17 protein-coding genes and 1 pseudogene are annotated in these 16,845 nt (G+C 72.2%); 10 read left to right on the top strand and 8 right to left on the bottom strand.

The window, feature by feature from the left end:
- Nucleotide 1: 1 nt before the first annotated feature.
- The 4 genes from ACLJQM_RS46960 to ACLJQM_RS46945 are packed head-to-tail and all read left to right on the top strand — an operon-like array spanning nucleotide 2 to nucleotide 2,926.
- Nucleotides 2-358, top strand: coding sequence for a lycopene cyclase domain-containing protein (locus ACLJQM_RS46960; RefSeq protein WP_360781806.1), 357 nt, complete (start codon nucleotides 2-4; stop codon nucleotides 356-358).
- Nucleotides 358-675, top strand: coding sequence for a lycopene cyclase domain-containing protein (locus ACLJQM_RS46955; RefSeq protein ID WP_396126821.1), 318 nt, complete (start codon nucleotides 358-360; stop codon nucleotides 673-675). Before ACLJQM_RS46960 ends, ACLJQM_RS46955 begins: the two co-directional genes overlap by 1 nt.
- Nucleotides 672-1,376: a methyltransferase domain-containing protein gene (locus ACLJQM_RS46950; protein WP_247024414.1), complete on the top strand. Its 705-nt coding sequence runs from the start codon at nucleotides 672-674 to the stop codon at nucleotides 1,374-1,376. The genes ACLJQM_RS46955 and ACLJQM_RS46950 overlap by 4 nt, the downstream gene beginning before the upstream one ends.
- Nucleotides 1,373-2,926, top strand: coding sequence for an FAD-dependent oxidoreductase (locus ACLJQM_RS46945; protein ID WP_410636519.1), 1,554 nt, complete (start codon nucleotides 1,373-1,375; stop codon nucleotides 2,924-2,926). The genes ACLJQM_RS46950 and ACLJQM_RS46945 overlap by 4 nt, the downstream gene beginning before the upstream one ends.
- Here the strand turns inward: ACLJQM_RS46945 and ACLJQM_RS46940 are convergent.
- Nucleotides 2,895-3,254 carry an SgcJ/EcaC family oxidoreductase gene (locus ACLJQM_RS46940; RefSeq protein ID WP_410636518.1) on the bottom strand — a complete coding sequence of 120 codons (360 nt, stop codon included), beginning with the start codon at nucleotides 3,252-3,254 and terminating at the stop codon, nucleotides 2,895-2,897. The two genes, ACLJQM_RS46945 and ACLJQM_RS46940, sit on opposite strands and share 32 nt — an antisense overlap.
- Nucleotides 3,254-3,961: an SDR family NAD(P)-dependent oxidoreductase gene (locus tag ACLJQM_RS46935; RefSeq protein WP_410636517.1), complete on the bottom strand. Its 708-nt coding sequence runs from the start codon at nucleotides 3,959-3,961 to the stop codon at nucleotides 3,254-3,256. Before ACLJQM_RS46935 ends, ACLJQM_RS46940 begins: the two co-directional genes overlap by 1 nt.
- 123 nt (nucleotides 3,962-4,084) lie before the next feature.
- On the opposite strand from ACLJQM_RS46935, the gene ACLJQM_RS46930 reads away from it, so the two are divergent.
- The 3 genes and pseudogenes from ACLJQM_RS46930 (at nucleotide 4,085) to ACLJQM_RS46920 (ending at nucleotide 5,720) form a co-directional block, all read left to right on the top strand.
- Complete coding sequence (locus ACLJQM_RS46930; protein WP_410636516.1) at nucleotides 4,085-4,999, top strand: LysR family transcriptional regulator; 915 nt, start codon at nucleotides 4,085-4,087, stop codon at nucleotides 4,997-4,999.
- 42 nt (nucleotides 5,000-5,041) lie between these two features.
- Nucleotides 5,042-5,311: pseudogene (locus ACLJQM_RS46925) on the top strand (DUF1062 domain-containing protein); the annotation flags it as partial.
- Nucleotides 5,312-5,333: 22 nt separating this feature from the next.
- A complete protein-coding gene (locus ACLJQM_RS46920) occupies nucleotides 5,334-5,720 on the top strand; it encodes a DUF1062 domain-containing protein (protein WP_410636515.1) in 387 nt (128 codons plus the stop codon).
- Here the strand turns inward: ACLJQM_RS46920 and ACLJQM_RS46915 are convergent.
- Nucleotides 5,660-8,503 carry a glycoside hydrolase family 9 protein gene (locus ACLJQM_RS46915; protein ID WP_410636514.1) on the bottom strand — a complete coding sequence of 948 codons (2,844 nt, stop codon included), beginning with the start codon at nucleotides 8,501-8,503 and terminating at the stop codon, nucleotides 5,660-5,662. The two genes, ACLJQM_RS46920 and ACLJQM_RS46915, sit on opposite strands and share 61 nt — an antisense overlap.
- Before the next feature lie 258 nt (nucleotides 8,504-8,761).
- Between ACLJQM_RS46915 and ACLJQM_RS46910 the strand changes: the two genes are divergently transcribed.
- Nucleotides 8,762-9,508, top strand: coding sequence for a GH12 family glycosyl hydrolase domain-containing protein (locus ACLJQM_RS46910; RefSeq protein WP_360781795.1), 747 nt, complete (start codon nucleotides 8,762-8,764; stop codon nucleotides 9,506-9,508).
- A gap of 52 nt (nucleotides 9,509-9,560) precedes the next feature.
- On the opposite strand, the gene ACLJQM_RS46905 is transcribed toward ACLJQM_RS46910, so the two are convergent.
- Nucleotides 9,561-10,106, bottom strand: coding sequence for an endo-1,4-beta-xylanase (locus ACLJQM_RS46905; RefSeq protein WP_410636536.1), 546 nt, complete (start codon nucleotides 10,104-10,106; stop codon nucleotides 9,561-9,563).
- A gap of 438 nt (nucleotides 10,107-10,544) precedes the next feature.
- Entirely contained in the window at nucleotides 10,545-11,168 is a 624-nt protein-coding gene (locus ACLJQM_RS46900) for a TetR family transcriptional regulator (protein WP_247024421.1), read from the bottom strand.
- Nucleotides 11,169-11,321: 153 nt separating this feature from the next.
- Between ACLJQM_RS46900 and ACLJQM_RS46895 the strand changes: the two genes are divergently transcribed.
- Both ACLJQM_RS46895 and ACLJQM_RS46890 read left to right on the top strand, forming a co-directional pair.
- Nucleotides 11,322-12,656 (top strand): MFS transporter, encoded by a 1,335-nt coding sequence (locus ACLJQM_RS46895; RefSeq protein ID WP_360781791.1) that lies wholly within the window; start codon nucleotides 11,322-11,324, stop codon nucleotides 12,654-12,656.
- Nucleotides 12,653-13,477 carry an SGNH/GDSL hydrolase family protein gene (locus tag ACLJQM_RS46890; RefSeq protein ID WP_360781789.1) on the top strand — a complete coding sequence of 275 codons (825 nt, stop codon included), beginning with the start codon at nucleotides 12,653-12,655 and terminating at the stop codon, nucleotides 13,475-13,477. Before ACLJQM_RS46895 ends, ACLJQM_RS46890 begins: the two co-directional genes overlap by 4 nt.
- On the opposite strand, the gene ACLJQM_RS46885 is transcribed toward ACLJQM_RS46890, so the two are convergent.
- From ACLJQM_RS46885 to ACLJQM_RS46875, 3 genes are read right to left on the bottom strand one after another with little or no spacing between them, the layout of a single operon-like run.
- Nucleotides 13,434-14,180: a succinate dehydrogenase/fumarate reductase iron-sulfur subunit gene (locus tag ACLJQM_RS46885; protein WP_360781788.1), complete on the bottom strand. Its 747-nt coding sequence runs from the start codon at nucleotides 14,178-14,180 to the stop codon at nucleotides 13,434-13,436. The genes ACLJQM_RS46890 and ACLJQM_RS46885 overlap by 44 nt on opposite strands.
- Complete coding sequence (locus tag ACLJQM_RS46880) at nucleotides 14,177-16,099, bottom strand: fumarate reductase/succinate dehydrogenase flavoprotein subunit (protein ID WP_410636513.1); 1,923 nt, start codon at nucleotides 16,097-16,099, stop codon at nucleotides 14,177-14,179. Before ACLJQM_RS46880 ends, ACLJQM_RS46885 begins: the two co-directional genes overlap by 4 nt.
- A complete protein-coding gene (locus tag ACLJQM_RS46875; RefSeq protein ID WP_410636512.1) occupies nucleotides 16,099-16,797 on the bottom strand; it encodes a succinate dehydrogenase cytochrome b subunit in 699 nt (232 codons plus the stop codon). The genes ACLJQM_RS46880 and ACLJQM_RS46875 overlap by 1 nt, the downstream gene beginning before the upstream one ends.
- Nucleotides 16,798-16,845 lie beyond the last annotated feature (48 nt).

The raw sequence follows: 16,845 nt of genomic DNA, 5'->3' as shown, positions 1-16,845 counted from the left end.
GGTGGGCCGGGTGGAGTACCTGCTCGTCCTCGGCGCGTGCGTCGTGGTGACGCTGCCGCTGGAGCTGGCCGGCGCCCGCGTCTACCGCAGGCCGGGCCGCCTGGCGCGCGCGGTGCTGCCGGTGGCGCTGGTGTTCCTGCTCTGGGACGCCGCGGCCATCGCGGCCGGGGTCTGGGACTTCGACCCGGCGTTCGTCACCGGTGTCCGCGCGCCGTTCGGGATCCCGCTGGAGGAAGTCCTGTTCTTCGTCGTGGTCCCGGTCTGCGGGGTGCTGACCTACGAAGCGGTCGGCCGCACCGGGCAGTTCCTGCGCCGGCTGGCCCGGCCCCGTGCCGGGCGCCGGCGGGTGCGAAGCTGATGCCCTGGGGCTACTCGGTTCCCGCCGTCGCCGCCGTCCTCGCCGTCGTCGCGGCCGAGGTCTTCGTGCTGCGCACCGGGCTGTTCCGGCGGCCCGCCTACTGGGTCACGATGGCGATCGTCGTGGCCTTCCAGATCCCGGTCGACGGCTGGCTGACCAAGCTGTCGGCGCCGATCGTCCGCTACTCCCCCGGCGGGATCACCGGCTGGCGGTTCCCCTGGGACATCCCGGTCGAGGACTTCCTGTTCGGCTACGCCCTCGTCACCGCGGTCCTGCTCCTGTGGGAGCGCGGGAAGTCGCGAAAGGACAGTGCATGAAAGGCAACGGCCTGCCCCGGGCCGAGGTGCCCGCGGCGTTCGACGCGGGTGCCGCGGCCTACGACCGGCTCGTCGGCATCAACCCCGGCTACCACCGCGACCTCCGGATCTCGGCGCGCCGGCTGCTCGACGGCAGCGGCGCCCGGCGGGTCCTCGACGCCGGGTGCGGCACCGGCGCGTCCACGGCGGCGCTGCTCGCCCAGGCCCCGGACGCGCGGATCACCGCGATCGACGCCTCGGCGTCGATGCTCGCGCGCGCCGGGACGAAGACCTGGCCGTCCACAGTGGACTTCCGGCACCTCCCCGTCGAGGAGCTGTCCGCGGCCGACGGCCCGTTCGACGCGATCCTCGCCGCGTACCTGCTGCGCAACGTCGCCGACCCCGACGCCACTTTGCGCGTCCTGCACGGGTTGCTGCGCCCCGGCGGGGTGCTCGCGCTGCACGAGTATTCGGTGCGCGACTCCCGCCGCTCGCGCGCGGTGTGGAACGCGGTGTGCGGCGCGATCGTCATCCCGGCCGGGCGGCTGGCCACCGGCGACGCCACGCTCTACCGGCACCTGCGCCGCAGCGTCCTGGCCTTCGACGGCGTCGGCGACCTGTGCGCGCGGCTGACCCGCGCGGGCTTCACCGACGTCCGGACCGGCACGATGCCGGGCTGGCACCGCGGCATCGTCCACACGGTTCTGGGCACCGCCGCATGAGCGTGCGGCACGCCACCGGCGTCACCGGACGCGATCGGCGGGCCGAGACCCTCCCCGCGCCCGCCGGGCTCCCCGACGCGGGACAGCTGGGCCGCCGCCCGCGCACCGCCGTCGTCGGCGGCGGGATCGCCGGGCTCACCGCGGCGACCGGGCTCGCCGAACGCGGCGTCGAAGTCACGCTGTTCGAGCGCGAAGCCCACTTGGGCGGGCGCGTGGGCGGCTGGGCGGACCGGCTCACCGACGGCACGCCGGTGACGATGAGCCGCGGCTTCCACGCGTTCTTCCGCCAGTACTACAACCTGCGCGCGCTGCTGGCCCGCACCGACCCCGGTCTCGAGCGGCTCACCCCGGTGCCCGACTACCCGCTGATCGACCCGCACGGGCGCACCGACACCTTCGCCGGGCTGCCGCGGACGCCGCCTGTCAACGCGCTCGCCTTCGCGCTGCGCAGCCCGACGTTCCGCACCCGCGACCTGCTGCGCCTGGACGGCCGGCGGGCGCTGCCCCTGGCGACGGTCAGCGTTCCCCGCGTCTACCACCAGCTCGACCACCTCGACGCGGCGTCGTTCCTGGCCGCGATCAACTTCCCGGCCGCGGCGCGGCACCTCGCGTTCGAGGTGTTCTCGCGCAGCTTCTTCGCCGACCCCGGCGAGCTGTCGGCCGCCGAACTCGCCACGATGTTCCACCTGTACTTCCTCGGCTCCGCCGAAGGCCTGCTCTTCGACGTCCCGGCCGAGCCGTTCCCCCAGGCGCTGTGGGACCCGCTCGCCGGCCACCTCGCCGACCGGCGCGCCGACCTCCGGTGCGGCACCGAGGTGGCCTCGATCGAGCGCGACGGCGACGGGTTCCGCATCGGCGAGGAGCGCTTCGACGCCGTCGTGCTCGCCTGCGACGTCCCGGGACTGCGCCGGATCGTCGCCGCCTCGCCCGGGCTCGGCACGCCGTCGTGGCGGGCCGCGGTCGAGGACCTGCGCACGGCGCCGCCGTTCGTCGTCCGGCGGCTGTGGCTCGACCGGCCCGTCGACGCGGGCCGGCCGGCGTTCCTCGGCACCGGCGGGCTGCCGCCGCTGGACAACATCAGCGTCCTGGACCGCTACGAAGGCGAGGCCCGCCGCTGGGCCCGGCGCACCGGCGGCTCCGTGGTGGAGCTGCACGCCTACGCGTCCGACCGCGACGACGTCAGCCGGGCCCTGGACGAGCGGCTGCACCGGCTCTACCCGGAGACCGCGGCGGCCCGCGTCCTCGGGGAGATCACGCTGGTGCGGCAGGACTGCCCGCTGTTCCCGGTCGGCGGGTTCGCCCGCCGGCCGCCGGTGCGCACCCCGGAACCGGGCCTGGTCCTGGCGGGCGACGCGATCCGCGTCGACCTGCCGGTGGCCCTGATGGAACGCGCGGCGACGACCGGCTGGGCGGCGGCGAACGAGCTCCTCGGCGGCTGGGGCCTGGCCGGGCACCCGCTGCGCACGGTGCCCAACCGCGGCCGCCTGCCGGGGCTGGGCCGGCTCGCGGCCCGGCCGGTCAGCGCCGGGACACCTGGTAGTGGGCGATGAGCCAGGTCCCGTCGACGCGGCGGAGCACCACGCCGAGGGTGACCGGGAGCACCGGCCGGTCCGTGAAGCCGAAGTCGACGTTCACGTAGCCGAGCACCACGTCCTCGGCGAGCCGCCGGGTCTCCAGGACCCGGTAGTCCGCCGTGAGGCCCAGCGGCTGCGAGGCGTAGTACTCGGCGACGCCCGCCCGGCCGACGCTGTAGGGGTGCAGGCCCTGGAAAACGGCGTCTTCGGTGAAGGACCCGGCCACGCGAGCCGGCTCGTGCGCGTCGACCGCCGCCTTCCACTCGTCCAGGACGCCGGTGAGGACGTCCGCTTCGGCGGTCATCAGTGGCCCGCGCTCTGGCCGCCGTCGACGTGCAGGATCTCGCCGGTGACGAACGGCGCGCCTTCGAGGTAGGCGACCGCGTCGACGATGTCGGCGATGTCGCCCATGCGCCCGACCGGGTGCAGCGCCGAGAGGAACTCGTGGGTTTCGGCGGGGTGCATCGGCGTGCGGATGACGCCGGGCGAAACGGCGTTCACACGGATCCCGCGCGTCGCGTACTCGATCGCCAGCGCCTTCGTGACGGCGTTGAGGCCGCCCTTCGTCAGCGACGCCAAAGCCGAGGGCACCGAGCTGTTCGCGTGGTCGGTCAGGCTGGTCGTCACGTTGACGACGTGCCCGCCGCCGGTTTCGAGCATGGCGGCGATGGCGTGCTGGGTGACGTCGAAGAAGCCGCGCAGGTTGACGCCGGTGACCGTGTCGAAGTCGGCGCCGGTGTAGTCGGTGAACGGCTTCGCCACGAACAGGCCCGCGTTGTTGACCAGGGTGTCGACCCGGCCGAACGTGGCCAGTGCCTGTTCGATGACGCGGGCGCCGACAGCGGGGTCGGCGATGTCGCCGGGGACGGCGAGGATTTCGGCGTCCCCCGACGGGGTGATGGACCGCGAGTTCGCGACCACGGCGTACCCGAGCTTGCGGTACGACTCGACCAGCGCCGCGCCGATGCCCTGTGAAGCGCCGGTGACGACCGCGACCTTCCGGGTGCTCATGACTGTGGACCTCCTTGGGGTTTTTCGTCCTGAGCCGATGGTGTGCCCGCGCCCGGGTGGTCCGCCACGACCGGTTCGCTCTCAGCTGGGAGGCCCGTGCTCGCACCGCACTAAGCTGCCGATATGGAGCTACGCCAGCTTCGGTACTTCGTGGCCGTCGCCACGGAACTGAACTTCGGCCGGGCCGCGGAGCGGCTGCACATCGCGGGTCCCTCGCTGTCCCAGCAGATCAAGGCGCTGGAACGCGACCTGGGCGTCCGCCTCTTCGACCGCGACCGGCGCTCGGTGTCGCTCACCGCGTGCGGCGAGGCGCTGCTGCCCCGGATCCGCGCGCTGCTGGACCAGGCCGACGACCTGCGCCGCTCGGCGGCGGGCTTCGCCGCGACCGAACCGGTGCGGCTGGGCTACGTCAACTGGCGGCCCGCCGACCTGCTCGACCGCGTGGCCGGGGTGGCGCAGCTGCACGTCGACACGTGGGTGCTGCCTTCGCACGCCCAGCTGCGCCGCGTCGCCGACGGCAGCATCGACCTGGCCATCAGCTGGGCCCGCGCGGCCGACCTGGCCGAGCACGACCTCGAAGGCGCGCTGATCGGCGCGGACCGCCTGCACGCCATCGGCACCGGCACCGCCCCGGTCGCCGCCGCGGACACGGTCGTGCTGGTCGACGCGGACACGGCGAGCTGGGCGTCCTGGAACGTCTTCGCCGAGGAGTTCGCGGGCGCGACGGGCGCGAAGGTGGTCCGCACCCACGACGGCGGCATCACCGGCCCGGCGTTCTTCGACCACGTCCGCAAGCTGGGCCGCCCGGTGCTGAACTCCCCCAAGGGCCAGACGGCCCCGGTCCCCCCGGACCTCGCCCGCCGTCCGGTGGTGGACCCGGCCCCGTTCTGGACGTGGTCCCTGGTGTCCCGCCGCGACGAGAGCAGCGCGGCGGTCCGCGGCGCGATCGCGGCCCTCACCCGGGACGTCGGCTCGCTGGGGCTGGACACCGGGAACGTCTGGCTGCCGGCGGACGACCCGCACACCGTGGCGGGTTAGGCGGCGCGAAAACCCGGTGGAGCCGCGCCGCCAAGCGCGGCTGTGGCGCTGCGGACCGAGCCGGCCGACCCCGGATGCGCTGCCTGCCCCTCGTCCGCCGCCGTTGCCACGCCTGCGCTCGCGAGCGCTTCCGGGCCCCGCGTCAACGCGAACCACAAGCTCCTCGACGCCTGGCTCCTCGCGCGCCGCACCACGAAGCTCACCGTCCTGAAGCGGGTGCACGTCGGCGCCGTCCGGCCCGGATTGCCGGACCAGTTGCCCCACAACGATCCCGGCCTCGCGGCCGAACTGCTGTACGCCCCCGTCGTCCGGCGGCGCAACCGCGTCACCCTCGATGGGAAAGGTGCGTGGTGCCTCGACACCGGCGGAACGGACCCCCGACCGCGACGTGCTCGACGTCGAAGTTCGTTCCGCGGCATCGATCCCGGTCCGGCCGGCGCGGCTGATCGCCGACGGGTGCGGGCTTTCCCGCGGCGAAGCCAGCAGACTGGTCGAGAAAGTGGTCCCGCTCCCGCTCAGCGGAGGTCTGAGGGGGGTCGACCTGCGAGCGGAAGCGGGAGTTCGAGGCCGGTACGGGGGTCGCCGACACCGCCGTACCGACACCCCTTACAACGCACGGCCCCGGCCGGTGTTCCGGCCGGGGCACGTGACGTCCGTCGCTCAGCCGCAGGCGACCCCGTTCACCGTGAACGCCCGCGGGTTCGCGTTGCTCCCGCTGTAGCTCCCGTTGAACCCGATCGCCACCGACCGGCCCGGGGCCACCGAACCGTTCCACGGCAACGACGTCGCACTCACGTCCGCACCCGACTGCGACCACGTCGCCGACCAGCCCTGCGTCACCTTCTGGTTGCCCGGGAAGGGAAACTTCAGCGTCCACGACGGCCACGCCGTGGTGCCGGTGTTGGTCAGGGTGACCGTCGCCGTGAAGCCGCCGTTCCAGGTGTTGGCCGCGTAGGTGACCGCGCAGCCGCCCGCCGCGAGCGTCGTGAAGCGCGCCGACGGCGAATCCGCCGAGTTCGCGCCGGCTCCGTTGCGGGCCACGACGACCAGCGTGTACGCGGTCGACGGCGTCAGCCCGGTCAGCGTCGCGCTCGTCCCGGCGACGGTCGCGAGCACCTTGCGGGACGAGCCGGTCACGCCGACGACGTCGTAGCCCGCCACGCCGCTTTCCGGGTCGGCCGCCGCCGGCCAGGTCACCGTCGCGCCGGTGGCCGAAACCGCCGACGCGGCGGGCGTGCCCGGTGCGCTCGGCGCGGTCGTGTCCGCGCCCGACGGCGACTTCTCCGCCGTCCAGTTGGTCAGCCACGCCAGCGCGGAGTTCCAGTTGATCGCGACCTCGTTCACCGAGTACGCCTGGATGTCGTCGACGAAGCAGCGCTGGGGCGGGCAGCCGGCGAGCAGGCGGGCCGCGGTCGGGTCCTGCAGACCGCTGTTCGGGCCCCCGGACAACGCGCCGGGCGGGGCGGTCGGCAGCGACGCGTCCAGTTCGTGCGCCCAGAACCGGTGGTGCACGTTGCGCACCGGCTGGTCGCCGTGGCCGGAGACGTAGGAGTAGTTCGCGGGGTTGCGGCCCAGCAGGTAGTCCAGCGCCGCGAACGCGCCGTCGCGGTACTTGTCCTGCTTGGTGAAGTCGTACGCCAGCGCGAGCACGACGCCGTTGTTCGCGACCAGGCCGTTGGATCCCCACTCGTAGGTGCCGTCGGCGGTGCGGTACGGCGCCGGGTAGCCCATACCGGAGAGCTGAGCCAGGTGGCTGTCCGCGGTGGTGGTGATCGCCGTCTTGATCGCCGAGACGTCCGCCGCGGGCAGGTCGGTGGGCACCAGGGCCAGCGTGATGTCGCCGAGCGCGCCCGTGGAGGCCCAGTCGAAGCCGTGCGTGGTGAAGCTCGCGCCGCGGTAGAGCGCGGAGCCCGTGACGTCTCCGCGGTAGGCGCTCTTGCCCGTGGTGGCGAACAGTTCCGCGGCCGCCCAGTAGAACTCGTCGGTCACGGTGTTGTCGCTGTAGGTACCACCGCCGGTCCCGTCGTTCGGGTCGGCGAGCTTGTTCGGGTTCGCTTTGGCTGCCGCGTAAGCTTTTTCGGCCGCGGCGAGCAGTTTCGCCGAGTACGCCGGGTCGACGGTCCGCCACAGCCGGGACGCCTGCGCGGCGACCGCGGCCATGTTCAGCGTCGCCGCGGTGCTCGGCGGGGAGAGCCGGCGCGGCTGGCTGTCCTGGTCGGGCCGCGTCGGCAGGGACGTCCACTGCGCGTCGTGGATCTTGTGGTGCACCATGCCCGCGTCCGGGGCGCCGTCCGGCACCTGCATCTCGAGCAGGAAGTCGACCTCCCAGCGGGCCTCGTCCAGGATGTCGGGCACGCCGTTGGCGCGTTCCGGGATGGCGAGCTTGCCGTCGCCCAGCGCGCTCGCGTCACCCACGCGCAGCGCCCGCTCGTACTCGTCGAGCAGCTCCCACGCGGCGATCCCGCCGTTGACGACGTACTTGCCGTGGTCGCCCGCGTCGTACCAGCCGCCGCGGACGTCGAGGGTGTAGCCGCAGTTCAGGTCCGAGCGGCAGGGCACGCGGTCGTCGCCCTGGTTCGGCGCCACGTTGACGTGCCCCGCGGGGCGCGCGTAGCCGGCGCCGACGTACTGGGCCTCGATCGGGATCCCGCTGCGCTGGTGGTAGAAGAACGAGAGCGAGTCGTACCGCAGCTGCTTGAGCCCGTTCGCGGCGATGGCGAACGGGAAGCTGGTCTCCGCGCCGACGGTCAGGGTGTAGCCGGTGCCTTCGGTTTCGTAGGCGGAGAAGTCGATCTCGTGCACCTTTTCCCCGGACGCGGCGTCCGCACCGCGCGGCCGGGTCTGCCCGGTGGCCACGGCGGTCCCGGCGGAGTTCTTCAGCGTCCACGTCAGCGGTGTGGTCGCGTCGCTGATCACGGTGGCCCGTTTGGGCAGGCCGGGTACGTAGCTTTCCTGGTTCACCCGGATGCCGCTGGTGGGCGGGAGGCCGCCGGGTGGGACGACGCCGCCGACGAGTGAGATGTTGTCGAGGCAGACGGTGTTGTCCGCGGCCTGGCCGCCGAACCAGAACGCCAGCTGCCCGTTGCCGGCCGCCGGGAAGTCCAAAGTGGACGTGAAGGTGACGGTGAAGTGCTGCTTCGCCGGCGTGACCGTCAGGTCTTCGCGCGAAATCTGCCGGTACGGCGAAACGGCTTCCCCGGCGACGGCGGAGATCTGCTGGGTGGTCGTCGCGTGCGCGTCGAAGTTCAGGGTGTACTGCTGCCCGGCCTCGAACGGCACCCCGTTCTGGCCGGACAGCGCGTCGTAGCCGTTGGCCGTGCCGCCGGTGACGGCGGTGCAGAACTCCCCGCCGGTGACCCGGGCGGTCGTGCCCGAGCCGGCCCACCAGGGGTCGGCGGTGCCGCTTTCGAAGGTGCCGTTGAGCAACCGCTCGTAGTCCGCGGCCGACGCGGGCACGGCGCCCGCCGTCAGCCCCAGCGTCGCGGCGGCCAGTACCGCCGTCATTACCGTCCTCGCCCGCATTCGCCCTCTCCTCGTCGTCGAGTTTGGGAGCGCTCCCAGCGGGAGGACTCTAGCCACCGCGACGCACCCTTGGCAATCACCCGGCGACCGACCGCGACGGGCCCAGTTCGAAAATTGATCACGGTCACCCCCTTTGCCTCGCGGTTCCGCTGTGGTTTCATCGGATTCGATTCATGCTGAGAGCGCTCCCAGAGCACCGTCCACCGGGGGCGCAGGCCACGACGAAGTGGAGGCGGCACGATGAAGCTCAAGCACGCCCTTTCCGCGGTCCTGCTGACCGCGGCCGGGCTGGTGGCACCGCTCGCCGGCGCCCCGGCCGCGCACGCGGACACGCTGATCTGCGACCAGTACGGCTCGACGACGATCGGCGGCCGGTACGTCGTCATGAACAACCGCTGGGGCAGCAGCGCGACCCAGTGCATCAACGTCACCGGCAGCGGGTTCCGGATCCAGACCCAGCAGGGTTCCACCAGCGGCGGCGCGCCGCTGTCCTACCCGGCCGTCTACGCCGGGTGCCACTACGGCAACTGCTCCCCCGGCACGAACCTGCCCCGCCAGCTCAGCCGGATCGGCAGCGCGCCCTCGTCGATCTCCTACACCTACGCCGGCGGCACCTTCGACGCCTCCTACGACATCTGGATGGACCCGACCGCGAAGACCAACGGGGTCAACCAGATGGAGCTGATGATCTGGTTCAACCGCACCGGCAACGTGCAGCCGGTCGGCGGGAAGGTCGGCACCACCAGCATCGGCGGCCGGGGCTGGGACGTCTGGCAGGGCAACAACGGCGGCAACGACGTGGTGTCCTACGTGGCCCAGTCCACGATCTCGAGCTGGTCGTTCAACGTCCTGGACTTCGTCAACGACGTCGACGCCCGCACGCGCGTGGACCGCTCCTGGTACCTGACCAGCATCCAGGCCGGCTTCGAACCGTGGAGCGGCGGCGTCGGCCTCGCCGTGAACTCCTTCTCCGCGTCGGTGAACTAGCGGATCGGGTCTGCCGACCCCTCCCGGGCGGCAGACCCGACCCACCGGTGGCTCAGCCGCAGCCGGCCACCATCGGCGTTCCGGACCCCGTGGCCTGGAAGCCGAACTCCGTGTACCGCCCGGCCACGACGTGGCCGTGCCGCGTTGAGGGCGTCCAGCACGCCTGAGCGATGTCCAGCTCGGTGAGCCGCACGTCGACGCCGAGTGCGGCGAAGTTCGTGAGCGTCGCCTGGAAGCTGTCCGGCTGGCCGCCGCTGCCGAAGTGGGGTTGGAAGCCGACGCGGTCGATCGGGACGCCGCGGGACTTGAAGTCCTGCACCATCCGGTGGACGCCCTGGGTCTTGGCGGCCGGCCAGTCCTCGGTGTTGTAGTCGTTGGAGCAGAGTTTCGCGCTCGCGTCGGCGGCGCGGGCGGTCCGGAAGGCGGCCTCGATCCCGTCGTCGCCGGTCCGCTGCAGGTTGGAGTCGCGGCGGCCGCCGGAACCGCCGTCGGCGAAGGCTTCGTGCACCACGTCCCACGCGTGGATCTCGCCGCGGTACTGGTCGGCGTTGGCGAAGCTGAACTGGCCTTGCGAGGGCTGGGTGGCGGCCGTCTTCATCTCGTTCTCCGGCGTCACCACGGAGAACTCACGGTCCAGAATGGACGTGCAACTGGCGTCGGAGAGCTTGCGGCGGCGCCGAAGTAGCGCCCGCTCTGCGCGGCGGACGCACCGAGCGTGGCGGCCGCGAGCGCGGCGCGAAGTGCGGGAAGTCTCATGGTCGGACGCTTTCGGGGTTCGGGTGCTCCGGGCGCGCTCGATCGACCGGCCCGTTCCGTCAGGAGTACCGTCATGTACTCCTGAGAGCGCTCCCAGACCGGCGCGCAGACAAACGGTAGCCAGGCGGACCGGCTCCGTCAATCGGCAACCAAGCCGCCGGCCACAGTCACCCGGCAGCCAGGCGGACCGGCTCCGTCAATCGGCAACCAAGCCACCGAGCCACAGTCACCCGGCAGCCAGGCGGTCCAGGTCCGTCGATCGGCAACCAGCCGCCGAGCCTCAGGAGCCGGCGAGTCCGCCGATCAGCAGGTCGACGATCCGGCCGGCCAGCTCCCGGAGCTCCGCGGGATCCTGCCCGGGGATCCGGTGGTACCAGGTGTCGATCGCGTTGAGGTTGCTGAGCAGGGTGCGGGTGGCGAGGGCGGCGTCGACCTCCCGCAAGGAGCCGTCGGCGATGCCGTCCGCGACCACGCCGCGGAAGAGCTGCTCGTACGCGCCCCGCAACCCGTTCAGCTCCTGGAGCGTGTCGCGCTGGCGGGGCTTGAGCGCGGTCGCCACCTGGCCGCGCACCGCTTGGTGCACGACGTGGTGGTATGCCAGGTCCTCCATCAGGTTCACCGCGTGCGCCACTGCCATGGCGACGAGCCGCTCGCGGCCCGTGCCGTCCCCCTCGGCGTGGTGCCCGACGCGGTCGCGGACGCGGCCCATGGCCTCCTCGTACACCGCGAGGAAGATGTCGAACTTCGAGCGGAAGTGGTAGTACACCAGGCCTTTGGTGGCGCCCACCTCGCGTGCGATGTCGTCGATCGTGGCGTTGGCGAACCCGTGCGCCATGAACGCCTCGGCCGCGGCGTCGAGGATCCTCCGCCGCGCACCGGGCTCGAGGTCCGGGCTCGCGCTCACTGTCGTTCCTCCTCGCCTGCGATCGGCTCATCGTCTCACGACCGCCGGGCGGCCCTTGACGGCGACCCGACTCGTCCTTACCGTGATACTCCGTAGTATTGCAGGTCAGACGCGACTGTGCACCTATCAGAGAATGCACCCGAAGGGCGTCCGATGACGAACGCACGAGACCTCCTGCACGAACTCGCCACCAAGAAGGCCGTCACCCGGCTGCTGCCGGTGCTCGGCATCGCCTACTTCATGTCGTACGTCGACCGCACGAACGTCGCGCTCGCCAAAACGGCGCTCGCGGCGGACGTCGGCATCAGCGCGGCCGCGTACGGGCTCGGCGCCGGCCTGTTCTTCGTGAGCTACGCGCTGCTCGAAGTGCCGAGCAACCTGGTCCTCTACCGCGTCGGCGCCCGCGCGTGGATCACGCGCATCGCCGTCTCGTGGGGCGCGGTGTCGGCCGCGATGGTGTTCGTGGCGAACGACGTGTCCTTCTACGTCCTGCGGCTGCTGCTCGGCGCCGCGGAGGCCGGCCTGTTCCCGGCGATGATGTTCATGGTCACGCAGTGGTTCTCGCAGAAGCACCGGGTGACGATCGTCGGGCTGATCTACACCGCGCCCTGCATCGCGGTCGTCATCGGCTCCCCCGTCGGCGGCGCGCTGATGGAGCTGCACGGCGTCGCCGGGCTGCGCGGCTGGCAGTGGATGTTCCTGGTGGAGGGCCTGGTGACGATGGTCATCGGCGCCGTCGTCTGGATCGCGCTGCCCAGCCGCCCCAGCGACGCGAAGTGGCTCACCGCGGACGAAGCCGCCGTGCTGACCGAACGCGCCGCGGGCCACGCCAAGGCGTCGCCGACCAAGCTGCGCGGCAGCCTGCGCCTCGCCTTCGGCCGCCCGACCGTGCTGCTGCTCGGCGCCATCTACCTGATCAACCAGTCGATCGGCGGCGGCATCGGCTTCAACTTCCCGGCCTACATCCAGTCCCTCGGCCTGGACAGCCCGTTCCTGATCGGGCTGGTGGCGGGCAGCGGCGGGATCTCGGCACTGGCCGGCGTGCTGTTCTTCCCGTGGTTCAAGCGCCGCCACGGCCACGAAGTCGCGCTCATCGGCGTGTGCGCGGGCGCGGTGCTGCTGGTGCTGCTGGGCTTCCTCCTCTCGCGCGATCCCGTGTGGAGCGTGAGCCTGCTGTTCATCTCGAACTTCTTCGCCTTCGGCACGCTCCCGCTGTTCTGGTCGGTCGCGATGGCGCGCCTGTCCGGGCTGGTGGCCGCGGCCGGGCTGGCGTTCATCAACACGCTCGGGATCACCGGCGGGTTCATCGGCCCGTACGTCTACGGCCTGATCGAGAGCAGCACGGACAGCCTCGTCGCCCCGTACTACGTCTTCGCCGCGGCGGCCGTGGTCGCCCTCGCCCTGGTCCCGCTGCTGGCGGCCGCGATCCGCCGCGACGCGGCCCGTGACCTGGCGCCGGTACCGAGCGCGGAACAGCCGGTCCGATGAGGATCGCGCTGGTCGTGGCGCTCCTGGCCGGGCTGATGGTGGCGCCGGCCGCGACCGCCGGGCCGCTCCGGTACGTGGCGCTCGGCGACTCCTCGGCCGCCGGCCCGGGGATCCCGGTGCAGATCGACGCGGCCTGCCTGCGCTCCGACCACGACTGGCCGCACGTCCTGGCGGCCCGGCTCGGCGCGGCGCTCACCGACGTCACCTGCTCCGGCGCGACCACCGCCGACCTCACCGGGCGGCAGGCGGGGGTGGTCGCGCCGCAGTTCGCCGCGCTGCGGCGCGACACGGCCCTCGTGACGCTGGCGATCGGCGCCAACGACATCGCGCTCGGGTCGGCGTTCGTGACGTGCGCGAGCCCGGACGCGCCGGTCTCGCCGTCGTGCGAGGAGCAGTACGCCACGGTGTTCCCCGCGCGGATCGCCGCCACCGCCCCGAAGATCGCGGCCGCGCTCGAGGAGATCCACCGCCGCTCGCCGGCCGCGCGCGTGGTCGTGACGGGCTACCTGACGTACTGGCGCCCGGGCGGCTGCTACCCGGCCGACCCGTTCACCGCCGCCGACGCCGGGTTCATCCAGGCGACGTTCGACCGCCTGATGACCATGCTCGCCGACCAGTCCCGGCGGCACGGTGCGTCCTATGTGGACATCCGGGGGCCGAGCGCCCGGCACGGCCTGTGCGCCGGACCCGCCGGGCGCTGGCTGGAAGGCGCGGTCCCGGCCTCGCCGGCCTACCCGTACCACCCGAACGCGGCGGGCATGGCGGCCGCCGCGGGGATCATCGGCGCCCGGCCCGGCTCGCCTTCCGGAACTCGCGGTTGAGGGCCGAGATGCTCGCGAACGGGATCCCCTTCGGGCAGGACGCCACGCACTCCCCCGTGTTGGTGCAGCCGCCGAAGCCCTCGGCGTCCATCGCGTCGACCATGTCCAGCACCCGCTGGCCGCGTTCCGGCTGTCCCTGCGGCAGCAGCGAAAGGTGCGTCACCTTGGCCGCGGTGAAGAGGGTGGCGGAGCCGTTCGGGCAGGCCGCCACGCAGGCGCCGCAGCCGATGCAGGTCGCGTTGTCGAAGGCCAGGTCCGCGTCCGGCTTGGGCACCGGGGTCGCGTGGGCGTCCGGGGCGCTGCCGGTGGGAGCGCTGACGTAGCCGCCCGCCTGGACGATCCGGTCGAGCGCCGACCGGTCCACGACCAGGTCCTTGATGATCGGGAACCCCTTGGCGCGCCACGGTTCGACGTCGACGACCTCGCCGTCGGAGAACGAGCGCAGGTGCAGCTGGCACGCCGTCGTGCGCTCGGGTCCGTGCGCCTGCCCGTTGATGACGACGCCGCAGGAGCCGCAGATGCCCTCGCGGCAGTCGTGGTCGAAGGCGACCGGTTCTTCGCCGGCGGCGATCAGTTCCTGGTTGAGCACGTCCAGCAGCTCGAGGAAGGACATGTCCGGGCTGACCCCGTCGACCGGGTAGGGAACCAGCCTGCCCTCGGTCGCCGGGCCGGCCTGCCGCCAGATGCGGACGGTGAGTTTCACGTGTAGCTCCGCTGGGTCGGGTGGACGTGGTCGAAGACGAGTTCTTCGCGGTGCAGCACGGGTTTCTCGCCGTACTCCCACGCGGCGACGTACGCGAACTTCTCGTCGTCGCGCTCCGCTTCGCCGTCCGGGGTCTGGTGTTCTTCGCGGAAGTGGCCGCCGCACGACTCTTCGCGGGCGAGCGCGTCCACGAGCAGCAGTTCGGCCAGTTCGAGGAAGTCGGCGACCCGGTTCGCCTTTTCCAGCTCCTGGTTGAGTTCCGCGCCGCGGCCGGGGATGCGGACGTCGCGCCAGAACTCGGCGCGCAGCTCCGGCACGCGGTCGAGGGCCTTGCGCAGGCCTTCCCGGGTGCGGGACATCCCGCAGTGGTCCCACATCAGCACGCCGAGCTCGCGGTGGAACGAGTCGACCGACCGCGTGCCCTTGATCGCCAGCAGCCGTTCGATCCGTTCACGCACTTCGGTTTCGACCGGCGTGACGGCTTCCGGGCGGACGTCGTCGAGCCGGGTCGAGCCGAGGTAGTCGTTGACCGTGGCGGGCAGCACGAAGTAGCCGTCGGCGAGGCCCTGCATGAGCGCCGACGCGCCGAGCCGGTTGGCGCCGTGGTCGGAGAAGTTGGCTTCGCCGATCACGAACAGCCCGGGGATCGTGCTCTGCAGGTCGTAGTCCACCCAGAGCCCGCCCATCGTGTAGTGGATGGCCGGGTAGATCCGCATCGGTACCGCGTACGGGTCTTCCGCCGTGATGCGCTGGTACATGTCGAAGAGGTTGCCGTAGCGGGCTTCGATGGCCGGGCGCCCGAGGCGCGTGATCGCGTCGGCGAAGTCGAGGTAGACGCCGAGACCGCCGGGGCCGACGCCGAACCCGGCGTCGCAGACGTTCTTCGCCGCCCGCGAAGCGATGTCCCGCGGTACGAGGTTGCCGAAGCTCGGGTAGAGGCGTTCGAGGTAGTAGTCGCGCTCGTCCTCGGGGATTGACGCCGGCGGCCGGGTGTCGCCCTTTTCCTTCGGCACCCAGATCCGGCCGTCGTTGCGCAGCGACTCGCTCATCAGCGTCAGCTTCGACTGGTGCTCACCCGAGCGCGGGATGCACGTCGGGTGGATCTGGGTGAAGCACGGGTTGGCGAAGTACGCCCCGCGCTTGTGCGCCCGCCAGATCGCGGTGGCGTTGGAGCCCTTCGCGTTGGTGGACAGGTAGAAGACGTTGCCGTAGCCGCCGGTCGCGAGGACGACGGCGTCCGCGAGGTGCGTTTCGATCTTCCCGGTGACGAGGTCGCGCGCGACGATGCCGCGGGCCCGGCCGTCGACGACGACCAGGTCGAGCATCTCGGTCCGCGCGTGCAGCTCGACGTTCCCGGCGTCGATCTGCCGCGACAGCGCCTGGTACGCGCCGATCAGCAGCTGCTGCCCGGTCTGGCCGCGCGCGTAGAACGTGCGCTGCACCTGCACCCCGCCGAACGAGCGGGTGTCGAGCAGGCCGCCGTACTCGCGGGCGAACGGCACGCCCTGGGCCACGGCCTGGTCGATGATCTGCGCCGACACCTGCGCGAGCCGGTACACATTGGACTCCCGGGAGCGGAAGTCGCCGCCCTTGACCGTGTCGTGGAACAGCCGGTACACGGAGTCGCCGTCGTTGCGGTAGTTCTTCGCGGCGTTGATGCCGCCCTGCGCGGCGACCGAGTGCGCCCGCCGCGGCGAGTCCTGGAAGCAGAACTGCACGACGTGGTAGCCCTGTTCGGCGAGCGTCGCACCGGCCGAGCCGCCGGCCAGCCCGGTGCCCACCACGATCACGCGGTGCTTGCGCCGGTTCGCCGGGTTCACCAGCTTGGCCGCGAACTTCCGTTCGTCCCAGCGCTTTTCCAGCGGGACGGCGGGCGCCTTGGTGTCGGCGATCGGGTCGCCGGTCAGGTAGTCGGCCATCAGCGCACCAGTCCTGTCATGATCGCGACCGGGACGAGGGCGTAGCCGCCCGCGACCACGACCGCCGTCGTGCTGCCGAGGAGTTCGATCGCCCGTTCCCGCCGCGCGCTGGTGACGCCCAGCGTGCGCGCGGCGCTGGCGAAGCCGTGGTGGATGTGCAGGCCCAGCATCGCGAGCGCGACGAGGTAGATCAGGTTCACCCACCAGACCCCGAAGTCCGCGACGAGGTTGTGGTACGGGTCGCCGGGCACGAAGTCCCGGTTCACGGTGCCGACCGTGAAGTCGAGGATGTGCCAGACGATGAACAGCGCGAGCGTTGCGCCGCCCCACCGCATGGTGCGCACCGCGAAGGTGGCCCGGACTGGCCGCCGGTGGACGTAGCGCACCGGCCGCGCGCGCAGGTCGCGCCGGGCCAGCTGCACCGCCGCGGTGACGTGCAGGAGCAGCGCGGCGAGGAGCACCCCGCGCTGGATCCAGAGGAACCACTCGTAGCGCAGCACCGGCTCGCCGATCGTGCGCAGCCAGTGGGCGTAGTGGTTGAGGTCGCCGGCGCCGAGGAAGGTCTTGAGGTTGCCGACCATGTGCGCGAACACGAACGCGAGCAGCAGCGCGCCGCTCACCGCCATGACGATCTTCTTGCCGATCGTCGAGGCCCAGAAGTCCCGGACGGTCCGCCGGGTTGCGAGGTCGTTCACCACCCGCTCGACGTTAGATCGGGGAGTTCGAGAGGTCAAAGACATGATAAC

Origin of the sequence: Amycolatopsis sp. cmx-4-83 (assembly GCF_046548815.1) — a bacterium.
In the GTDB taxonomy this organism is placed as follows: domain Bacteria; phylum Actinomycetota; class Actinomycetes; order Mycobacteriales; family Pseudonocardiaceae; genus Amycolatopsis; species Amycolatopsis pretoriensis_A.
The sequence above is the reverse complement of the archived record's forward strand: the minus strand, read 5'-3'. Positions and strand labels throughout refer to the sequence as shown.